This is a genomic window from Hymenobacter coalescens, assembly GCF_054783195.1.
The window spans coordinates 1-16930 of the sequence record NZ_BAAGRA010000025.1 but is presented as its reverse complement, the minus strand read 5'-3'; the positions used below and the strand labels follow the sequence as shown (position 1 = coordinate 16930).

At 63.9% G+C, this 16930-nt stretch carries 15 protein-coding genes; 6 read left to right on the top strand and 9 right to left on the bottom strand.

Annotation, left to right across the window (positions count from 1 at the left end; all coding sequences use genetic code 11):
* Positions 1–74: 74 nt before the first annotated feature.
* From ACYVKQ_RS21320 to ACYVKQ_RS21305, 4 genes are all read left to right on the top strand, one after another.
* Entirely contained in the window at positions 75–1841 is a 1767-nt protein-coding gene (locus ACYVKQ_RS21320; RefSeq protein WP_460677390.1) for a pyruvate dehydrogenase complex dihydrolipoamide acetyltransferase, read from the top strand.
* Between the two features lie 119 nt (positions 1842–1960).
* The gene (locus ACYVKQ_RS21315; protein WP_460677389.1) at positions 1961–2884 is read left to right on the top strand and encodes a restriction endonuclease; all 924 of its coding nucleotides are present in this window, start codon (positions 1961–1963) and stop codon (positions 2882–2884) included.
* Complete coding sequence (gene hslV, locus ACYVKQ_RS21310) at positions 2881–3426, top strand: ATP-dependent protease subunit HslV (protein ID WP_460677388.1); 546 nt, start codon at positions 2881–2883, stop codon at positions 3424–3426. The genes ACYVKQ_RS21315 and hslV overlap by 4 nt, the downstream gene beginning before the upstream one ends.
* A gap of 114 nt (positions 3427–3540) precedes the next feature.
* Complete coding sequence (locus ACYVKQ_RS21305) at positions 3541–4512, top strand: deoxyhypusine synthase family protein (protein WP_460677387.1); 972 nt, start codon at positions 3541–3543, stop codon at positions 4510–4512.
* Between the two features lie 429 nt (positions 4513–4941).
* Here ACYVKQ_RS21305 and ACYVKQ_RS21300 read toward each other — a convergent pair whose 3' ends face one another.
* The 5 genes from ACYVKQ_RS21300 to ACYVKQ_RS21280 all read right to left on the bottom strand — a co-directional run bounded on the left by ACYVKQ_RS21300 (position 4942) and on the right by ACYVKQ_RS21280 (position 8149).
* Positions 4942–5118: a hypothetical protein gene (locus ACYVKQ_RS21300; protein WP_460677386.1), complete on the bottom strand. Its 177-nt coding sequence runs from the start codon at positions 5116–5118 to the stop codon at positions 4942–4944.
* A gap of 190 nt (positions 5119–5308) precedes the next feature.
* Positions 5309–6217: a DUF3667 domain-containing protein gene (locus ACYVKQ_RS21295; RefSeq protein ID WP_460677385.1), complete on the bottom strand. Its 909-nt coding sequence runs from the start codon at positions 6215–6217 to the stop codon at positions 5309–5311.
* A gap of 193 nt (positions 6218–6410) precedes the next feature.
* Positions 6411–6881 (bottom strand): hypothetical protein, encoded by a 471-nt coding sequence (locus ACYVKQ_RS21290; protein WP_460677384.1) that lies wholly within the window; start codon positions 6879–6881, stop codon positions 6411–6413.
* Positions 6882–6997: 116 nt separating this feature from the next.
* Entirely contained in the window at positions 6998–7543 is a 546-nt protein-coding gene (locus ACYVKQ_RS21285; RefSeq protein WP_460677383.1) for a 2'-5' RNA ligase family protein, read from the bottom strand.
* A gap of 9 nt (positions 7544–7552) precedes the next feature.
* Positions 7553–8149: a DUF1572 family protein gene (locus ACYVKQ_RS21280; RefSeq protein WP_460677382.1), complete on the bottom strand. Its 597-nt coding sequence runs from the start codon at positions 8147–8149 to the stop codon at positions 7553–7555.
* 111 nt (positions 8150–8260) lie between these two features.
* Between ACYVKQ_RS21280 and ACYVKQ_RS21275 the strand changes: the two genes are divergently transcribed.
* A complete protein-coding gene (locus ACYVKQ_RS21275; RefSeq protein WP_460677381.1) occupies positions 8261–10447 on the top strand; it encodes a hypothetical protein in 2187 nt (728 codons plus the stop codon).
* Positions 10448–10597: 150 nt separating this feature from the next.
* Here the strand turns inward: ACYVKQ_RS21275 and ACYVKQ_RS21270 are convergent, their stop codons facing one another.
* The 4 genes from ACYVKQ_RS21270 to ACYVKQ_RS21255 all read right to left on the bottom strand — a co-directional run bounded on the left by ACYVKQ_RS21270 (position 10598) and on the right by ACYVKQ_RS21255 (position 14748).
* Positions 10598–11614, bottom strand: coding sequence for a gluconolaconase (locus ACYVKQ_RS21270; protein ID WP_460677380.1), 1017 nt, complete (start codon positions 11612–11614; stop codon positions 10598–10600).
* 78 nt (positions 11615–11692) lie between these two features.
* Positions 11693–12805, bottom strand: coding sequence for a PAS domain-containing sensor histidine kinase (locus ACYVKQ_RS21265; RefSeq protein WP_460677379.1), 1113 nt, complete (start codon positions 12803–12805; stop codon positions 11693–11695).
* 83 nt (positions 12806–12888) lie between these two features.
* The gene (locus ACYVKQ_RS21260; RefSeq protein ID WP_460677378.1) at positions 12889–14088 is read right to left on the bottom strand and encodes a serine hydrolase domain-containing protein; all 1200 of its coding nucleotides are present in this window, start codon (positions 14086–14088) and stop codon (positions 12889–12891) included.
* A gap of 120 nt (positions 14089–14208) precedes the next feature.
* Positions 14209–14748, bottom strand: a complete 540-nt coding sequence (locus ACYVKQ_RS21255) for a hypothetical protein (protein ID WP_460677377.1) — start codon at positions 14746–14748, stop codon at positions 14209–14211.
* Between the two features lie 138 nt (positions 14749–14886).
* On the opposite strand from ACYVKQ_RS21255, the gene ACYVKQ_RS21250 reads away from it, so the two are divergent.
* Positions 14887–16824 (top strand): ABC-F family ATP-binding cassette domain-containing protein, encoded by a 1938-nt coding sequence (locus ACYVKQ_RS21250; RefSeq protein WP_460677376.1) that lies wholly within the window; start codon positions 14887–14889, stop codon positions 16822–16824.
* The last annotated feature ends 106 nt before the right edge of the window (positions 16825–16930 follow it).

The following is a 16930-nucleotide window of genomic DNA, read 5'->3' as shown; positions in this document are numbered from 1 at the left end:
TGCGGTAAATCGGGTTTGCGGCCGGAAAAAATCCGGTCTATTTTTGACCCCCTGAACTCAATTGACGACTAGCAATGGCCGAAATCATAAAAATGCCCAAAATGAGCGACACGATGACGGAAGGCGTCATCGCCGCGTGGCTCAAAAAAGTGGGCGACAAGGTAAAGTCCGGCGACATCCTCGCGGAAGTGGAAACCGATAAGGCCACCATGGAGCTGGAAAACTACGAGGACGGCACCTTGCTCTACATCGGTCCGAAAGAGAAAGAATCGGTGCCGGTGGATGGCGTACTGGCCATCGTCGGCAAAGAAGGCGAAGATATTTCCGGGTTGCTGAGCCAGGTGAGCGGCGGCGGCGCTCCTGCGGCTGCCCCGGCTCCGGCACCGGCACCTGCCGAAGCTCCGGCCGCACCGGCTCCGGCTGCTCCTACGGCTCCCGCCCCGGCCCCGGCAGCGGCTACACCGGCCCCCGCGCCCGCAGCAGCTCCGGCTGCCCCGGCCGGCAACGGCAAGAAAGCCACCGTCGTGCGCATGCCCAAGATGAGCGACACGATGACGGAAGGCGTCATTGCCAGCTGGCTCAAGAAGGTTGGCGACAAAGTGAAATCCGGCGACGTGCTGGCCGAGGTGGAAACCGACAAGGCCACGATGGAGCTGGAAAACTACGAGGACGGCACCTTGCTCTACATCGGTCCGAAGGACGGTGAGTCGGTGCCCGTCGACGGTATTCTGGCCATCATCGGCGAAGAAGGCGCCGATGTACAGGCCCTGATCGGCGGGCAGTCGGGTGGTGCCGCACCGGCGCCGGCCGCCGCGCCCGCCCCCGAAGCCGCACCGGCCGCTGAGGCTGCTCCGGCCCCGGCGCCTACTGCTGCTGCTACCGCACCGGCCGCCGCGCCCGCCACAGCTACCGCCGGGGGCCGCGTGTTCGTGTCGCCGCTGGCCAAGCGCATTGCCCAGGACAAAGGCATCGACCTGAGCGCCGTGAAGGGCTCGGGCGAAAACGGCCGCATCGTGTCGCGCGACCTGGAGAACGTGCAGCCGGGCGCTCAGCCCCAGGCCGCCGCGCCGGCCGCTCAACCCGCCGCTGCTCCGCAACCGGCCGCCGCGCCGGCCGCTCAGGCAGCCCCGGCCGCTGCGTCGGCCCCGCAGGCCGCCGAAGGCACCTACACCGATACGCCGGTGTCGCAGATGCGCAAGGTCATTGCCCGCCGCCTCTCCGAGAGCCTGTTCACGGCCCCGCACTTCTACCTGACCATGGAAATCTTCATGGACAAGGCGATGGAAGCGCGCGTGCGCCTGAACGAGCTGTCCCCGGTGAAGCTGTCGTTCAACGACCTAGTCATCAAGGCGGCCGCCGTGGCACTGAAGCAGCACCCGGCCGTCAACTCCTCGTGGCTCGGCGACAAGATCCGCCAGAACAAAGTGGTCAACATCGGCGTGGCCGTAGCCGTGGACGAAGGACTGCTGGTGCCCGTGGTGCGCAACGCCGACGGCAAAGGCCTCTCGGCCATTGCCACGGAGGTGAAAGAGCTGGCTGGCAAGGCCAAGAGCAAGAAACTGCAGCCTTCGGAGTGGGAGGGGAGCACCTTCACCATCTCCAACCTGGGTATGTTCGGCATCGAGGAGTTCACGGCCATCATCAACCCGCCGGATGCCTGCATCCTGGCCGTGGGCGGCATCAAGCAGACGCCCGTGGTGAAGGACGGCCAGATCGTCATCGGCAACGTGATGAAAGTGACCCTTTCCTGTGACCACCGCGTGGTGGACGGCGCCACCGGCGCTGCCTTCCTGCAAACGCTGAAAGGCCTGCTGGAAGACCCGATGCGCATGCTCATTTGATTATAAGCAATAAACTGCCCCCGTTCCTCCTTCCTAGAAGGTGTTTGACTTAGACCAAACACTGGGCAGGACAAGAGGAGCGGGGGCAGTTTATTTTATCGGCTACCTTCGCGCCACCAATGCCTATTCCCGACTTCCAATCCCTGATGCTGCCCGTGTTGCAACTGGCCACAGACGGCGAAGAACACACGCTTTCGGCTTCCGCTCAACACTTAGCAGAACAGCTTCACTTGGCTGATGCCGACAGAGAAGCTGTATATGAAAGCGGCAGCGGTTTGATTTTCAAAGACCGAGTTAGTTGGGCCCGCTCTTACCTGAAGATGGCGGGCTTGTTGGAAAGCACTCGGCGTGGGTATATGCGCATTACGGAACCCGGGCGCGTATTGCTAAGCGAGAACCCCCTAGCCATCAACTTGGCTTTGCTGCGACAGCGTTTCCCCAGCTTTCGAGAAAAGCTAGAAGAAATCAATCGGGGAGCGTCGGGCCGGACCATCGTTACTACTCCTGCTGCCGTTACGGCCTCCCCGCGTGACGTGCTAAACAGTGCCTACCATCAGTGGGACGCCGCGCTGAAGCAAGACTTGCTTGAACGCATGGTGCAGTTGCCTTGGCAAGCTTTCGAAAGGCTTGTAGTTGACCTGTTAGTACGCATGGGTTACGGTGGCTCTTTCGCCGAGGCAGGTGAAGCTTTTCAGCGCGGTGGGGATGGAGGTCTGGATGGAGTTATCAAAGCCGACCGGCTTGGGTTCGACAAGCTGTATGTCCAGGCCAAGCGTTGGCAGAGTGGCAACACGGTTGGCCGACCCGATATCCAAGCCTTTGCAGGGGCGTTGTTGGAAAAAGGTGCGACTAAAGGCGCATTTATTACGACGTCCCGATTTTCAGCAGAAGCTCGTGCTTACCGGCCAGCAAATCTCAACCTGGTGCTAATTGATGGCAACGAATTAGCTCAGCTGATGATTGACTACAGCGTTGGGGTAAGTATTGAAAGCACTATTCAACTGAAACGCCTCGACAACGACTACTTCGACCAAGAACTATGACGAAAATCCGCTCGACGACGGTCCTGGGCATCCGGCACAACGGCGAAATTGCCGTGGGCGCCGATGGCCAGGCCACCATGGACAAGCACGTGGCCAAGAACAACGTGCGCAAAATCCGGCAGCTGCACGGCGGCAAGGTGGTGACGGGCTTTGCCGGCTCCACGGCCGATGCCTTCACGCTGCTGGAGCGCTTCGAGGAAAAACTCGGCGCCTTCGGCCAGAACCTGAAGCGGGCCGCCATCGAGCTGGCCAAGGACTGGCGCAAGGACCAGTACCTGCGCAAGCTGGAAGCCATGATGGTGGTGGCCGACGCGGACGAGCTGCTCATCATTGCCGGCACCGGCGACGTGCTGGAGCCCGACTCCGACGTGGCCGCCATCGGCTCGGGCGCCATGTTTGCTCAGGCCGCCGCCCTGGCCCTGAAGAAGCACGCCCCGCACCTGACGGCCCGCCAGATGGTGGAAGAAGCCCTGCACATCGCGGCCGATATCTGCATCTACACCAACCACAACCTCATCATCGAGGAGCCCACGCGCGGGTAGCGCGTACTGCCTGAAAATTCAGCATCGGTCCGTGAACTACGCCCGTGGGGGCTGCGTTAGGGGCCGGTGTTTCGGTTCAAGTAGCCCGTAGACACCCGTACAACCCAACCCGCAATGAACGTAACCAACTTCCTCAAGCACCACTACCGCCACTTCAACGCCGCCGCCCTCATTGACGCGGCCGAAGGCTACAACAAGCACCTCGCCGAAGGCGGCAAAATGATGATTACGCTGGCGGGTGCCATGAGCACCGCCGAAATGGGCATCCAACTGGCCGAGCTGATTCGCCAGGACAAGGTGCAAATCATCAGCTGCACGGGTGCCAACCTGGAGGAAGATATCTTCAACCTGGTGGCCCACGACTTCTACGAGCGCGTGCCCAACTACCGCGACCTGACGCCCGCCGACGAGCAGGCCCTGCTGGAGCGCCACATGAACCGCGTCACCGATACCTGCATCCCCGAAGAGGAAGCCATGCGCCGCCTCGAGCACTCGGTGCTCAAGTTCTGGGAGCAGGCCGACAAGAAGGGTGAGCGGTACTTCCCCCACGAGTTCTTCTACCAGATCCTCAAGTCGGGCGAGCTGGAGCAGTACTACCAGATCGACCCCAAGGACAGCTGGATGCTGGCCGCCGCCGAGAAAAACCTGCCCATCATCTGCCCGGGCTGGGAAGACTCCACGCTCGGCAACATCTTCGCCGGCCACGTCATTTCGGGCGACATCCAGAACGTGCACACCGTGCGCACCGGCATCGAATACATGATCTACCTGGCCGACTGGTACACCCAGAACGCCCAGGAGGAAAGCAAAGTGGGCTTCTTCCAGATCGGCGGCGGCATTGCCGGCGACTTTCCCATCTGCGTGGTGCCCATGCTGCACCAGGATCTGCAGCGCACCTCCGTGCCGCTGTGGGGCTACTTCTGCCAAATTTCGGACTCAACGACTTCCTACGGCTCGTACTCCGGCGCCGTGCCCAACGAGAAAATTACCTGGGGTAAGCTGGGCCAGGACACCCCGAAGTACATCATCGAATCGGACGCCACGATTGTGGCCCCGCTGATTTTCGCGATGGTGCTGGGCCAGTAAGACTCCACTGCACCCCCAAGCAAAACGCCCGCCGCTGGATTCAGCGGCGGGCGTTTTTGTTTGTCTCTTTATAAGGTTGTGTAAATCGGCTCCCGCAACGGCGCCTGCCGATATTCCGCAGCGGGCGTTTCGCATGTCAGCGTTTAATGGCGGCTATCCAGAGGGTTTAATAATGGTTTCTTGGACAAGCGTATCCGTGACGCCAGATAAATTAAAGTTGATTCCGGCGGCACGATATGCCTTAAATGTCTGCACATATTCATTCCAAGCGCGGGCCACTTCGGCATCGTACGCTGCTTTGGCAAATTCAAAGCGCTTATGAGCATCAAATCGCCTATTCGCAATGTCCCAGATTACCGAATTTGAAGTGTGCACGACCTTTACTTCACTATCGATGCCGGCGCATTCCGGGATACCGCAACCGCAAGTTCAAATAAAATAGCGGCCAGACTTTTCGACGGATTCCCGCAAGGCCAGGATATCTACTGGTAAATCGATCCAAGAAAAGGGCGGTTCATTATCAATAACCGCTTCGGCTGCCAATAGCGGGGATGACGGGAAGTCAGGCGCTTCCCCAAATTTGATATCGATTCGAATACTATTCATTAGCTAATGGATAACGGGGCAATGATGGTACATTATCGGCCAGTATATATTGGGGAAAAGCCTTAATTATTTAGCTACACCATTAGGGAATGTCTTGTGCAAAACAGACACAGTTGAAATTCTCTGACACACCCTCAGAGCTAGGGTAGGATAGCCAACGGTTTCCGCCGGTACGGATCCGCTTGGCGCGCTAGCGGCGGGGCTGCTCGATCGGGGTCTTCCGGGCGGTTTGGGCCTTGAAGTCTTTCAGCAGCGAGGGGTCCTGGCGGATGAGCGAAACCAGGATAGCCACCTGCACCAGCACAATGGTGAGCAGCAGTACCACCGTTTGCAGCACCACCGTGCCGATGCTGCGCACCCATTTGTCCTCCACCGGAATGCGCGCCGGTTCGAGCAGCTGGCGGTACACCCACGCGGCGTAAGCCATGTAGGGCAGCATGGCCAGCATCAGTAGGGACTGCAACGCCGGAAAATGCGGTATCAGCAGCAACAGCGGCAGCATGACGAGGGAGGAGATGATGGTGGTGGTGCCCGACACGAAGGCCTGGCTCAGCAGCATCTCGGCGAAGTTGAACCGGGCCGGCCGCAGCAGCCACGCTGCCAATAGCGCATTGACCGGCAATACCACCAGGTAAATCAGCGTCGGGTACTTGGCATAGAGCTGCATGTAGCGCTCCAGCATCAGCTGCAGCAGCCGCGGCATGTCGTTTTGCTGGCTGGGGGGCACGGCGCTCATGCCCACCGCCGAGAGCAGCAGCATGCTCACGGCCGTAATCAGCAGCAGGTAGGAGATGGGCCGGAAGTGCTGGGCCCGGCGGCCGGCCATGTACTCGTGCAAGGCGGCACCGGGCCGCGTCATCATCTGCCAAAACGTGTACCCGACGCCCTTGTCGACGTGCCAGATGGAGTGCGGTAAGTCGTGCAGGAGTAGGTAGCGCAGGGTGAAGCGATGGGTGTGGTGGGCGTCCTGCCCGCAGTGGCCGCAAAAACGCTCGGCCACGGGCTGGCCGCAGTTCAGGCAGGACGCGTGCGGGTGGGCGGCCGGGGCATCCACGGCTAGGTGCGCGGCGGGCGCGGTTGGGGTAGAGGTCGAATCCATAGCCAAGTTGGGTATCGGGCAGCAACTAGGCGGGTAAGATACGCAAAGCGGCAGGGCTAGTAGGCGACAACGGGCTTTTTGCTGGATTTTCACGGTTTGGCCGCGCGCTTCGCCAAGACACCGGAAAAGCACCGCCCGGCCCCGCAGTGCGGAGCCGGGCGGCTAAATGGTGGCGTACGAGTGCCCCTGCGCGTTAGAAGCGGAACAGCGGCCGCTCGGGGTTCCACACGCCCCACGGAATCATCAGCAGCACCAGCAGCAGCGCGATGCCGAAGTAGATGGCCGCGCGCTTGTGCTTGAGCACCGGGTCGGTGGCCTTCTTCGAGAGCGAGCGGCCGATCTGGGCGAAGACGACGGCTAGGATCATGACTGTGATGTGCTCCACGGCCCAGAAACGGGCGCCGGCGTCCTTCATCACGGCCGAGCCGGCCGCGTCGAACGCTTTCACGCCGAAGGGGCTCAGGGCGAAGTACAGAATCAGGCCCAGCAGCAGCTGCAGGTGCATAGAGCCCACGAAGGCGGCGCCCATGCCGTTGTCGGCCCCGACGTAGGGCCGGCGGTTTTGCCAGCCGGTGAAGGCCCGGAACAAGGCAATCAGCCCGAAGATGAGAACCAGCCAGCGCGACCAGGAGTGCAGCGCGAGTACGATGGAATAAGCAGTCATGGAGAGAGAGTTGGTGCGGGGCAAAGTAAGGGAATGATCAATGAACAATCCGCAATGAACGATGGGTGAAACCGGGCCGGTGAGCGGGCGTAGCCGCATTGCTCATTGCTCATTGCTCATTCATCTTCGCCCTCGAGTGGATAAACCTCCTCGGGAATGAACTGTTCGCCCTCCTGGCGCAGGATGGCCAGGTTGCTGATGCGCAGCTTCAGGTTAAAGGTCTGCTCGTTCAGGTACTGCAGCACCGGGCCCAGCAGCTCGGGCGTGGTATCGTGCAGCGCCAGGGAGATGTGCGGCAGCCACAGCTCGGGCTGACTGAACTTATCGGTGCGCAGACACAGGGGCAGGGTGGCCGTGATGAGGCGGTGGTGCAGGCGGTTCAGCGCATCCGAGCGGAGCACCGGAATATAGATGACCGGGTTTGGGCCCGGAAATAGCCCCAGGCCGGTGGTGTGCGCCTCGAAGGGCGCGGTAGTGGTGGCGATGTCCTCGAGCACTTCCTTCAGGGCCTCGTGCTTGTTAATGCCGGCCAGCAGGTAGGTGATGTGCGGATCGGGCGTGGCCTGCACGTCGTCGAGCCCGAACTCGTCCTCCAGGCTCTGGATGATGCCGTTGATCCGGGCGGCGTTCTGCGGGTTGAGCAGGGAAGTAATGGCTAGCATACGCGGCGCTTAAACTCCGGAAGGGCCGTCAAGGTTGGCGTTGCGGCCATATTGGTTTTGCATCTGGGCGTTGAACGGCCCGCTTTGGCCGCGCGCAATGCTCAGCGTTTGCCACGCCGCTCCGCGGATGGCCTTGGCCAGCAGCACCAGCTGCCCGGTGTGGTAGGCGTAGTGGGCCACCTGCCGCTGCAGGGCCGCCAGCGCCGTGTGCGGTTCCTGCCGGATGTACACCGTGCGCAGCCAGTCCTCGGGGTGCGCCTCCAGGTGGTCGAGCACGGCCCAGAGCACCGGCCAGGCCGCCTGCCACTGCTGTTGCAGGGCCGCGATGCCGTCGGCGGAGGTGGGTTCCTCAAACTCCGCGTCGCGCCGGCGGTTGGGCTTCTCACCATCGGTGGTCCAGAAGTCCGTGAAGCGGGAGCGGAGGTTGCCCGTCAGGTGCTGCACGATGACGGCCGCGCTGTTGGAGCCCGGCTCGGGGCGCCACAGCCACTCGGCGGGCGTGATTTGGGCCAGGGCTTTATCGGCCAGCGTCTGGTAGCTGCGGAAGCTGTGCCGCACGGTGGCCAGCAGGGCCGCGGCCAGATCGGGGGAAACGAGCGAAGACATAAGCGGGCTGAGAGGGCAGAACGGGGCGAAGGTAGGCCGTGACGCCCCAACTCCGCCGCGCATCCGGCCGCGGGGGCGGCTTTTGCGTTAGAAGCCTACTTGCTGCCCGCCGTGTCTTCGACTTCCGCTTCCACCGCTGCCGTTCCCGCCGCTTCGCCGCCCGCCCGCCGGCGCTTTCGCTGGCTGTGGTGGCTGCTGGGTTTACTGGGGCTGCTGGGGCTGGCCGTGGTGGCCGCCCGGCTGTTCGACCCCTGGCTGCGGCGCACCCTGGAGCGGCAGGTGGCGGCCAAGTCGCAGGGGCGTTACGAGCTGCGCATCGGCAGCCTGCGCAGCAGCTTCGCGCAGCGCGCCGTTACGCTGCGGCGGGTGTGGCTGCGGCCCACCGGCTGGCCCCGCAGGCAGCCGGCCGCGGGGCAGCCGGCGCCCTGGGTGCTGCTCACCGTCGACGAGGTGCGCGTGGCCGGCATCGGGCTGGGGGCCCTGCTGCGGGGCGAGGTAGTGAGCGTGGATACGCTGCGCATCCGCACGGTGCGGGCCCGGGTGCTGAGCACGCCCCAGCGTCCGGCGGCCGGCAAGCCCCTGCACGAGCAGCTGCCCACGCGGTTGCCCGGCATTCGGCTGAACCAGCTGCTCATCGACGACGTGCGCGTGGCCTCGGGGCTGCACGGACCGGCGCGCACCCGGCTGCGCCAGGGCCGCCTCGCCGCCACCGACGTGCTCATCAGCCGCGGCGCGGCCCAGGATTCCATGCGCCTGAGCTATGCGGCCACCGTGGAGCTGACCGTCGACGGGCTGGAGGCCAACGTGCCCGGTCACCACCTGCGCCTCGGGGCGGCCCGCTTCAGTTCCCGCGGGCGGCGGCTCCAGATCGATTCCCTGGGGGTGCAGCCCGTAACCGACGGCCAGCAGCCGGCCGGCGCCGCCCGCGCCACGCTGTGGCTGCCCCGCCTGGCGCTGGCCGGGTTGAACCCCCAGCAGCTGCGCCGCCGCATTCTGCAGGCCGATTCACTGCTGCTGACCGCGCCGCGCCTCGCGCTGGCTTTGCCGGCCCAGGCCCCGCCGCCCCTGCACCAAGCGCTGGCGCCCTACCTGCGGCGCGTGCTGCTGGGGCACGTGGTGGTGGCCGGCGGGCGGCTGCGCCTGACGCGCACCAAGCTGGCCCCGCAGCTGGCCGACCTGCACCTGCACGGTACCGACGTGCGCGTGGACGCCGCCGCGGCCCGCGACCCGCGCCGGGTGCTGTACGCCCGCGACTGGACGGCGCGCAGCGGCCCCGGCCAGCTCACCATTGATGCGCCTTACTACCGCGTGGGCTGGCAGGGCCTGCGCCTGGACACCCGCGCCCGCACGCTGCAGCTGAGCGGCGGGCTGATCCGGCCCACCATGTCGCCCGACGGGCTGGCGCGCAGCAAGGGACACCAGGCTTCGCACCTCACGCTGCGGGTGCCCACTGTGGCCGTCACCGGGCTGGACTTCGGGGGCCTGCTGCGCAAGGCGGTGCGGGCGCAGACGGTGGAGCTGCGCAGCCTGCGTCTGCAGATCATCGGCAACGCCAAGTACCCGCTGGGCAGCAAGCTGGCGCTGGTGACGCCCGAAAACGTGCGCCGCCTGCCGTTTCGCCTCGACGTGCGTACGCTGCGGGTGCGTGACTTTCTGCTGGCCATCAAGTTTACCGGGCAGCGCGCCCGCCGGCCGGGCTATTTCCGTATCACCCGCTTCAACGGCACGGGTACCAACCTCACCAACGACCCGCGGCGCATGACGGCCGCGCGCCCGGCGGTGCTGCGCGTCACGGCGTATCTGCAGGACCGCTGCCGCCTGCAGGTCACGGCCTGGCTACCCCTGCTCGATGCGCAGGGCCGCCACCGCCTGGAGGGCACGTTTGGGCCGGCACCCTTTGCCATTCTGAACTCCATCACCGAGCCCACGCGCTTCGCCCGCTTCGAGCGGGGACAGGTGCGCCACATCCGGGTGCGGCTGCAGGTAAACCGCCAGCAGGTAACCGGCACGATGTGGGCCCGCTACTCCGATCTGAAAGTGGACATGCTCAGCGGCAAGGGCGGCGGCCCCGACCGGCAGACCTTCCTGACCAAAGTGGTATCCAAAGCCGCCAACGTGCTGGTGGTGCGCAACGATAACCCCCGCCGCCGCGGCGAGGCCCTGAAAGTTGGGACGGTGCGCTCCGACCGCGACCTGCGCTACAGCGTGTTCACCATCTGGCTGCAGGGCGTCAACAGCGGCCTGCTCAACAGCGTGGGCGTGCCGCGCAAGCTAGCGGAGGAGTTGAGCGAGCTGTAAGGGCTGTGTGAACACGAAGCAAAATGAACGTCCTGCTGAGCCCCGCGAAGCATCTCTACCGCTTCGTTGGATAGAAATTACTATCAGTAGAGATGCTTCGACAAGCTCAGCATGATGGCTTATTGTCTTTTCAGCTACTGTCCACTGACCCTAGAAGCTCACCCGGTTGATGCTGAACGTGGCCACGGGCGGCTGCTGGTTGGCCTGGAGCGCGTTCAGGTTGGAGTACAGCACGTACGGCTGGTCGGCCCGGCGGGCCAGCGTGGTGGGGTACACCGGCGGCGTGCTGAAGGTGCCCGACACGGCGGCGCTGGTCCAGCCGTCGGTGCTAGCGAGGCGAAATACGCGGGCCTGCGCGTTGCACACCACCAGCAGCGTGTTGTTGTCGGCCAGCTGCAGGCCGTCGGCCCCGGCCAGGCTTGGGCCGATGGTCACGCGGCTCAGGGCGCCGGGGTTGTTAAGTGGCACTTTCAGGATGGCGCCCTCGTTGGTTTTGGCCACCAGCAGGTAGCCATCCGGGTGCACCACGATGCCGTTCAGCCCGAAGGCGCCGGCCGGGGCTCCCAGCTGGCTGTTTTCCACCAGCACACTGGCCGTGCCTTGCGCGTCGAAGCGGTAAATGAGGGGCGCAAACGAATCGGTGACGTAGGCAGTGCCCTGCGCGTCCACGGCAATGTCGTTGGCGAAGTGGTTCAGGGCCGGGCGCAGCGCCCCCAGGTCCACCAGGGCGATGAGCTGCTTGTTGTCGCGGTTGAACACGGCCAGCTTGGCCAATTTGCGCTGCGTCACCGCGCTGGTGCGGGTTGCGTTGTACCCCGGGTCTGACACGGCGACGAGCAGGCGGTTGCGGGCGTCGTCCACGTGCAGGCCGATGGAGGACACCAGGGCAGGGTCGTTGACGAAGACGCTGTAGCTGCCATCGTCGCGCACGAGGCCCACGCTGCCGCGCGTTTGGGAGCTGACGAGGAAGTAACCGTGTTTGGCGTCGTACGCGACGCCTTCGGGATAGAGGCCGGCTTGGGTAAACGCCACGCTGTCGGGCGGAGCGGGCTCCTCCTTGTCGTCGCCTTCGCAAGCGGCCGCGCCCAGCAGCAGGGCCAGCAATGAGGCATGCAGGAAGGCTGCCGGGCGGCGGCAACGTAGGATAAAGGTTTGAATATCAGGCATGGCAGTGGCAGCGGCGGGTGCACTCCACATACGCAGCCCGGCCCGGTCGCGGTTATGGCCGCGCCGGGTGGCTCGGGGTTATTGGCTTTGGCTGGGTACGTCGTCGGGCACGGTAGGCAGTTCGATGACAAACGTGGAGCCCCGCCCTTCTTCGCTCTCAAACCGGATGCTGCCCTCGTGCAGGGTCACCAGCGTCTTGATGACGGACATGCCCAGGCCGATGGTCCGCTCGCCGCGCAGGCCGGGGCGCCGGGCCTTGGTAAATTTCTCGAAGAGCAGGGGCTGTAGCTTAGCCGGAATGCCGATGCCGCTGTCCTGCACCGTGATGAGCACGCGCCCCAGCTGTTCCTCCACGCTTACCTCAATGGTGCCCCCGTCGGGGGTAAACTTGAGTGCATTGCTGAGCAAGTTATTGATGACCTGCTGAAACTTGTTGTCGTCGATGTAAGCGTACACGGCCTCCGAGCTGCTGCGAAAGCCGATGCGCTTGGCCAGCAGGTGCTGCGCGCTCTGGTAGCTGTCGAGCAGGTCGCGCAGCAGCGCTACCACGTTCAGGCGCGTGAGCTTCAGGTCCACGTTGGCCGATTCCAGGAACTCCTGGTTGACGAAGTCGCGGATCAGATCCACGCTTTCCTGGCAGGTGACGCGCATGAGGCGCAGCAGCTCCTTCAGCGCCGGGTTTTCGTAGCTGCGCGACTGCTCGGCCACGTGCTCGGCCAGTTGCTGCAGCACCAGCAGGGGGCCCGACAGGTCGTGGGAAAGAATTTCGAGCGTGGCGTTCTTCTTAGCGTTGAACTTGTCGGCATTGGCCATGTACTCTTTTACATGGGTGATGTCGTGCACCGACCCGGTGAGCAGCAACTCGCCCTGCTCATCGTGGCTGCGGCCCGCGGTGAGGCACAGCCACTGCCGGCGGCCGTCGGGGTGGCGCAGGCGCAGCTCCACGTCGGCCACCAGCGGCTGGCCGCGCAGCAGCAGCAGCACCTGCTCGCGCAGGTATTCCAGGTCATCGGGGTGCAGGGCGGTCAGCCAGCGGGGCAGGTCTTCGTCGACGCGCTCGGGCGGGCTGCCGAGCACCCGCTTATAGGCGGGACTCACGTAGGTGACCCGCCGGGTATCGGGCCGGTACGCGAAGTAAATGGTCTGGCTATGTTCGGCCAGCGGGCGAAACAGCGCGGTGTAGTCGGGCATGGAGCGTAGGCAGTAAAATGCGGTAGCCGGTTTACCCCAATCGGGCCGGTTTCGTTGCCCGGCCCGTCGGCACCGGGGCCGGATTAGCGCCCCGGGCGGGCGCGGCGGTAGGAGGCATAATTCTGCCAGTCGACGGGCGTGTAGCCGTCGGCAATGGTCACGCGCAGCAGCTCCGGGAAGGCGCTTTCGGCGTTGTCGCTGTTGCTCATCAGCAGCACCCCGATGCCGCGCCCAGGAAACAGAATGGAGTAGTGCTGAAACCCGTCGCCGTGGCCTTCCTTGAACGCGCCCACGCCGTGGGGCGACTGCAGCAGCCCCCAGCCCAGGCCGTACGCCAGCTGCAGGTGGTCGTAGAGCGTGGTGTCGCGGTGGGCCAGCGGGCCCATCTGCTGCACGGAGCGCAGGCGCACCTGGGGCCGAAACAGCTCCTGCCACGAGGCGGGCCGCAGCAGGCGCCGCTGCAGCACGGCTTCCAGAAAGCGGGCGTAGTCGGCGGGCGTGGTCTCGAGCGTGCTGGCGCTGCGCGGCTCGTTGTCCTTGTCCTTTTCCAGCACCCGGCCGTCGGCGCCGTGGCCGTGGGCGTAGTCGGCCTCGAAGCGGGGCTGCCACTGGTAGCTGGAGGTGCTCATGCCCAGCGGGCCAAACACTTTTTCCTGCATCAGCGCCTCCAGCGGGCGGCCCAGCTTGTGCTCCAGCACCACCTGCAGGTACACCAGCCCCTCGCCGGAGTAGCTGTAGCGCGTGCCGGGTACCCGGTTTACGCGCAGCTGCTCGTCTTTTTCGTCCCAGCGCCAGTTGGCAAAACCGGTGGTGTGCGTCAGGCACATGCGGGCGGTGATGCGCCGGTACAGCGAGTCGCGGCGCAGGGCGCGGTAGTCATCGTGCCAGCGCGTCTGCGGGGCGTACTCGTAGATGGGCTTCGGCAGGTAATTCTGCAGCGGCTCGTCGAGGGTGAGCTGGCCTTCCTCCACCAGCCGGAGCACCAGCACCGCAAACACGGCTTTGCTCAGCGAAGCCCCGTAGAACTCCGTGTCGAAGCGCAGCGGCTCCCCGGTGGCCGTGTTTTTCACCCCGAAGGCCTGCCGGTACACCGCCCGGTTGCCGTTGAACACGGCCACGGCCAGCCCGTGCACCCGCGCCGAGTCGGTGATTTCGCGGATGCGCCGCGTCAGCTCGTCGGGCCGAATGCGGGTGCCGTCGAGGCGGGTGATGCGCCGGGGCGCGGCGCAGCCAGCCAGCAGGGCCGCTAGGGTCAGCAGCAGAAGCGTACGGAAGGTGTGCATAGGCCAAACGGCTGCGGTTCAGGGGAAAGTACACATTTTCCTGCTCGGGCGTGTGGTTGGCGGCAGTAGCCGATGGAGCAGTGCCAACCCTGGGTTTTCGCAGGAAGGCAGCCCCAGCGGTTAGCGGATGCGTTTGCCTTGGTGGTTATACTCCCGGTGGCTACGCTTTTTGACGACCAGGTAGTAGCGCAGCGCTACCAAGTGCCGGCTGGCCTTGTCAAACTCGTTGTTGACGACGCCGGCGTTATAGCCATAATTCACGTCGACGTTCGACAAGCTGAAACCGATTTCCGGCCGCAGCTTCAGGCTTACCGCGTCGAAATCGGTGTAGAGCACCGGGGCCAGGCCGACATTGGCAAAGACTACGTGGACGCGGGCCTGCACTTTAGGGGCTATTACCAGCCGATCGAGGTAGGATACCTCGCAGCCATAGTGCCACGCGGTGGAGTATAGCGGCAGCGCCCCCATGCGGTACACGTAGCTGCGGTAGTGGCCCACTTCGGCGAATAAGTACCGGCCGTAGTTCAGGCCCAGCGTCACGCCGCGCTCTTTCCAGCTGTCGGAGGCAGGTTCCTGCGCTGTCCGAATGCCCTGCGCCGATGCGCAGGGCGCAATGAAAGCGGCTAACAGGCCGCACAGGGACGTGACGAAGCGGATCAACGGGGCGTCGGTGGGGCGCTATTGCCAAAGAGAAAAATCTTGCCCTGGAAAGCTGACCTCATCGGGCTGTTGCAAAGGAGAAAGGCTAAGCGGCCCAAACGCCGTACCTTTGCCCTTCCTGCGCTGCAAGGTATCTACATGATTTCCATCTCCGACCTCGACTTTCACTTCGGTGCCCGTACGCTGTACGACAAGGCCTCTCTCCACATCAAGCCCAAGGACAAAATCGGCCTCATCGGGCTGAACGGCCAGGGCAAATCCACGCTGCTGCGCCTGCTGGTGGGCGAATACAAGCCCGACGGCGGCAGCATCAGCATGAGCAAGGACGTCACGCTGGGCTTCCTGAACCAGGACTTGCTCAGCTACGACTCACACGAGCCCATCCTAGTGGTGGCCATGCAGGCCTTTGCCGAGGCGCTGGACCTGCAGAAGAAAATCGACGCGGTGCTGCTGGAGTTCGAGAACAACTACACCGACGATTTGGTCGACAAGCTGGCCTCGCTGCAGGAGCGGTTTGAGGCCCTGGGCGGCTACACCATGCAGGCCCGCACCGAGGAAATTCTTGAGGGCCTGGGCTTCACCACCGAGGAGCTGCAGCGGCCGCTGAAGCTGTTTTCGGGCGGCTGGCGCATGCGCGTGATGCTGGCCAAAATCCTGCTGCAGGAGCCTTCCCTGCTGCTGCTCGACGAACCGACCAACCACTTGGACTTGCCCTCGATCAAGTGGATTGAGAACTACCTGGCCGGCTACGAAGGGGCGGTGATTATCGTGTCGCACGACCGGGAATTCCTCGACAACACCACCAACATGACGGTGGAGGTGACGGGCGGTAAACTGGTGCCTTACGCCGGCAACTACTCCTTCTACCAGGAGGAAAAAGTGCTGCGCGACGAAATTCAGCAGGGCGCTTTCGACAACCAGCAAGCCGCCATCCGGCAGGCCGAGCGGTTTATCGAGCGGTTCAAGGCCAAGGCCTCCAAGGCCAAGCAGGCCCAGAGCCGCCAGAAGATGCTCGACAAGATGGAGCGCATCGACTCGGTGGCGCCCGAAGCGGCCAAGGTGAACTTCTCCTTCCGCTTCTCGGTGCAGCCCGGCCGCCACATCCTGCGCATGGAGCACGTGACGAAGAAGTACGGCGACAAAATTATTTTCCGCGACACGAACGTGCACATCGAGCGGGGCGATAAAATCGCCCTGATCGGGGCCAACGGCAAGGGCAAATCCACGCTGATGCGCATGGTGTCGGGCTCGGAGGCGCCGACCTCGGGCACCCACCAGCTGGGCCACAACGTGATTATGGCCTTCTACGCCCAGCACCAGCTAGAGTCCTTGAACGTGGACAACGAGGTGCTGCAGGAGATGGTGCAGGCCGGCTCGAAGCGCACCGAAATGGAATTGCGCACGGTGCTTGGCTCCTTCCTCTTCACCGGCGACTCGGTGTTCAAGAAAATCAAGGTGCTCAGCGGGGGCGAGAAAAGCCGCGTGGCCCTGGCCAAAACGCTGATTTCGGAGGCCAACTTCCTGCTGCTCGACGAACCGACCAACCACCTGGACATGCAGTCGGTCAACATCCTGATCCAGGCGCTGGAGCAGTTCGAGGGCACGTTCCTTGTCATCAGCCACGACCGTTACTTCGTGGAGAACGTGGCCACCAAAATCTGGTACATCGAGGACTTCCAGCTGAAGGAGTACCCCGGCACCTACCACGAGTACGAGCAGTGGCAGGAAGACCGCGCCAAGGAAGCCAAGAAGCTCGGCCTCACGGCCCCGGCCGCCCCCAAGCCCAAACCGGTGGAGGTGAAAAAGGAGCTGAGCCAGCAGGAGCGCGAAACCACCCAGCGCGAGCTGAAGCAAACCAGCAAGCAGCTGCAGGAAGTGGAAGCCCGCGTGAGCAAGCTGGAGCAGGAGCTGGCCGGCTACGAAAAGCAGCTCGGCGACCCGAACATCTACAACAACGCCGCCCAGCTGAAAGACGCCACGGTGAAGTTTGAGCAGGTGAAGAAGGAGCTCGGCAAAGCCAACGACCAGTGGAGCGAGCTGGCCGAGAAAATAGAAGTGCTGGAGGGCAAGCTATAGCCTGCAGAGGCAACTTCCACCGGCATGAAAAAGCCCCGCCAGAGGCATTGCTACAGTATCATAGATAGGGTACCGTTTTTCTTAGCGCGCAGCAGGAGTACCGCTT

Bases quoted from the DNA above. Each gene is read 5' to 3' on its own strand.
- ACYVKQ_RS21300 (WP_460677386.1), bottom strand. From the start codon at position 5,118: ATGAATAGTATTCGAATCGATATCAAATTTGGGGAAGCGCCTGACTTC.
- ACYVKQ_RS21305 (WP_460677387.1), top strand. From the start codon at position 3,541: ATGAACGTAACCAACTTCCTCAAGCACCACTACCGCCACTTCAACGCC.
- ACYVKQ_RS21270 (WP_460677380.1), bottom strand. From the start codon at position 11,614: ATGCCTGATATTCAAACCTTTATCCTACGTTGCCGCCGCCCGGCAGCC.
- ACYVKQ_RS21250 (WP_460677376.1), top strand. From the start codon at position 14,887: ATGATTTCCATCTCCGACCTCGACTTTCACTTCGGTGCCCGTACGCTG.
- ACYVKQ_RS21265 (WP_460677379.1), bottom strand. From the start codon at position 12,805: ATGCCCGACTACACCGCGCTGTTTCGCCCGCTGGCCGAACATAGCCAG.
- ACYVKQ_RS21260 (WP_460677378.1), bottom strand. From the start codon at position 14,088: ATGCACACCTTCCGTACGCTTCTGCTGCTGACCCTAGCGGCCCTGCTG.
- ACYVKQ_RS21320 (WP_460677390.1), top strand. From the start codon at position 75: ATGGCCGAAATCATAAAAATGCCCAAAATGAGCGACACGATGACGGAA.
- ACYVKQ_RS21285 (WP_460677383.1), bottom strand. From the start codon at position 7,543: ATGCTAGCCATTACTTCCCTGCTCAACCCGCAGAACGCCGCCCGGATC.
- ACYVKQ_RS21295 (WP_460677385.1), bottom strand. From the start codon at position 6,217: ATGGATTCGACCTCTACCCCAACCGCGCCCGCCGCGCACCTAGCCGTG.
- ACYVKQ_RS21315 (WP_460677389.1), top strand. From the start codon at position 1,961: ATGCCTATTCCCGACTTCCAATCCCTGATGCTGCCCGTGTTGCAACTG.
- hslV (WP_460677388.1), top strand. From the start codon at position 2,881: ATGACGAAAATCCGCTCGACGACGGTCCTGGGCATCCGGCACAACGGC.
- ACYVKQ_RS21280 (WP_460677382.1), bottom strand. From the start codon at position 8,149: ATGTCTTCGCTCGTTTCCCCCGATCTGGCCGCGGCCCTGCTGGCCACC.
- ACYVKQ_RS21290 (WP_460677384.1), bottom strand. From the start codon at position 6,881: ATGACTGCTTATTCCATCGTACTCGCGCTGCACTCCTGGTCGCGCTGG.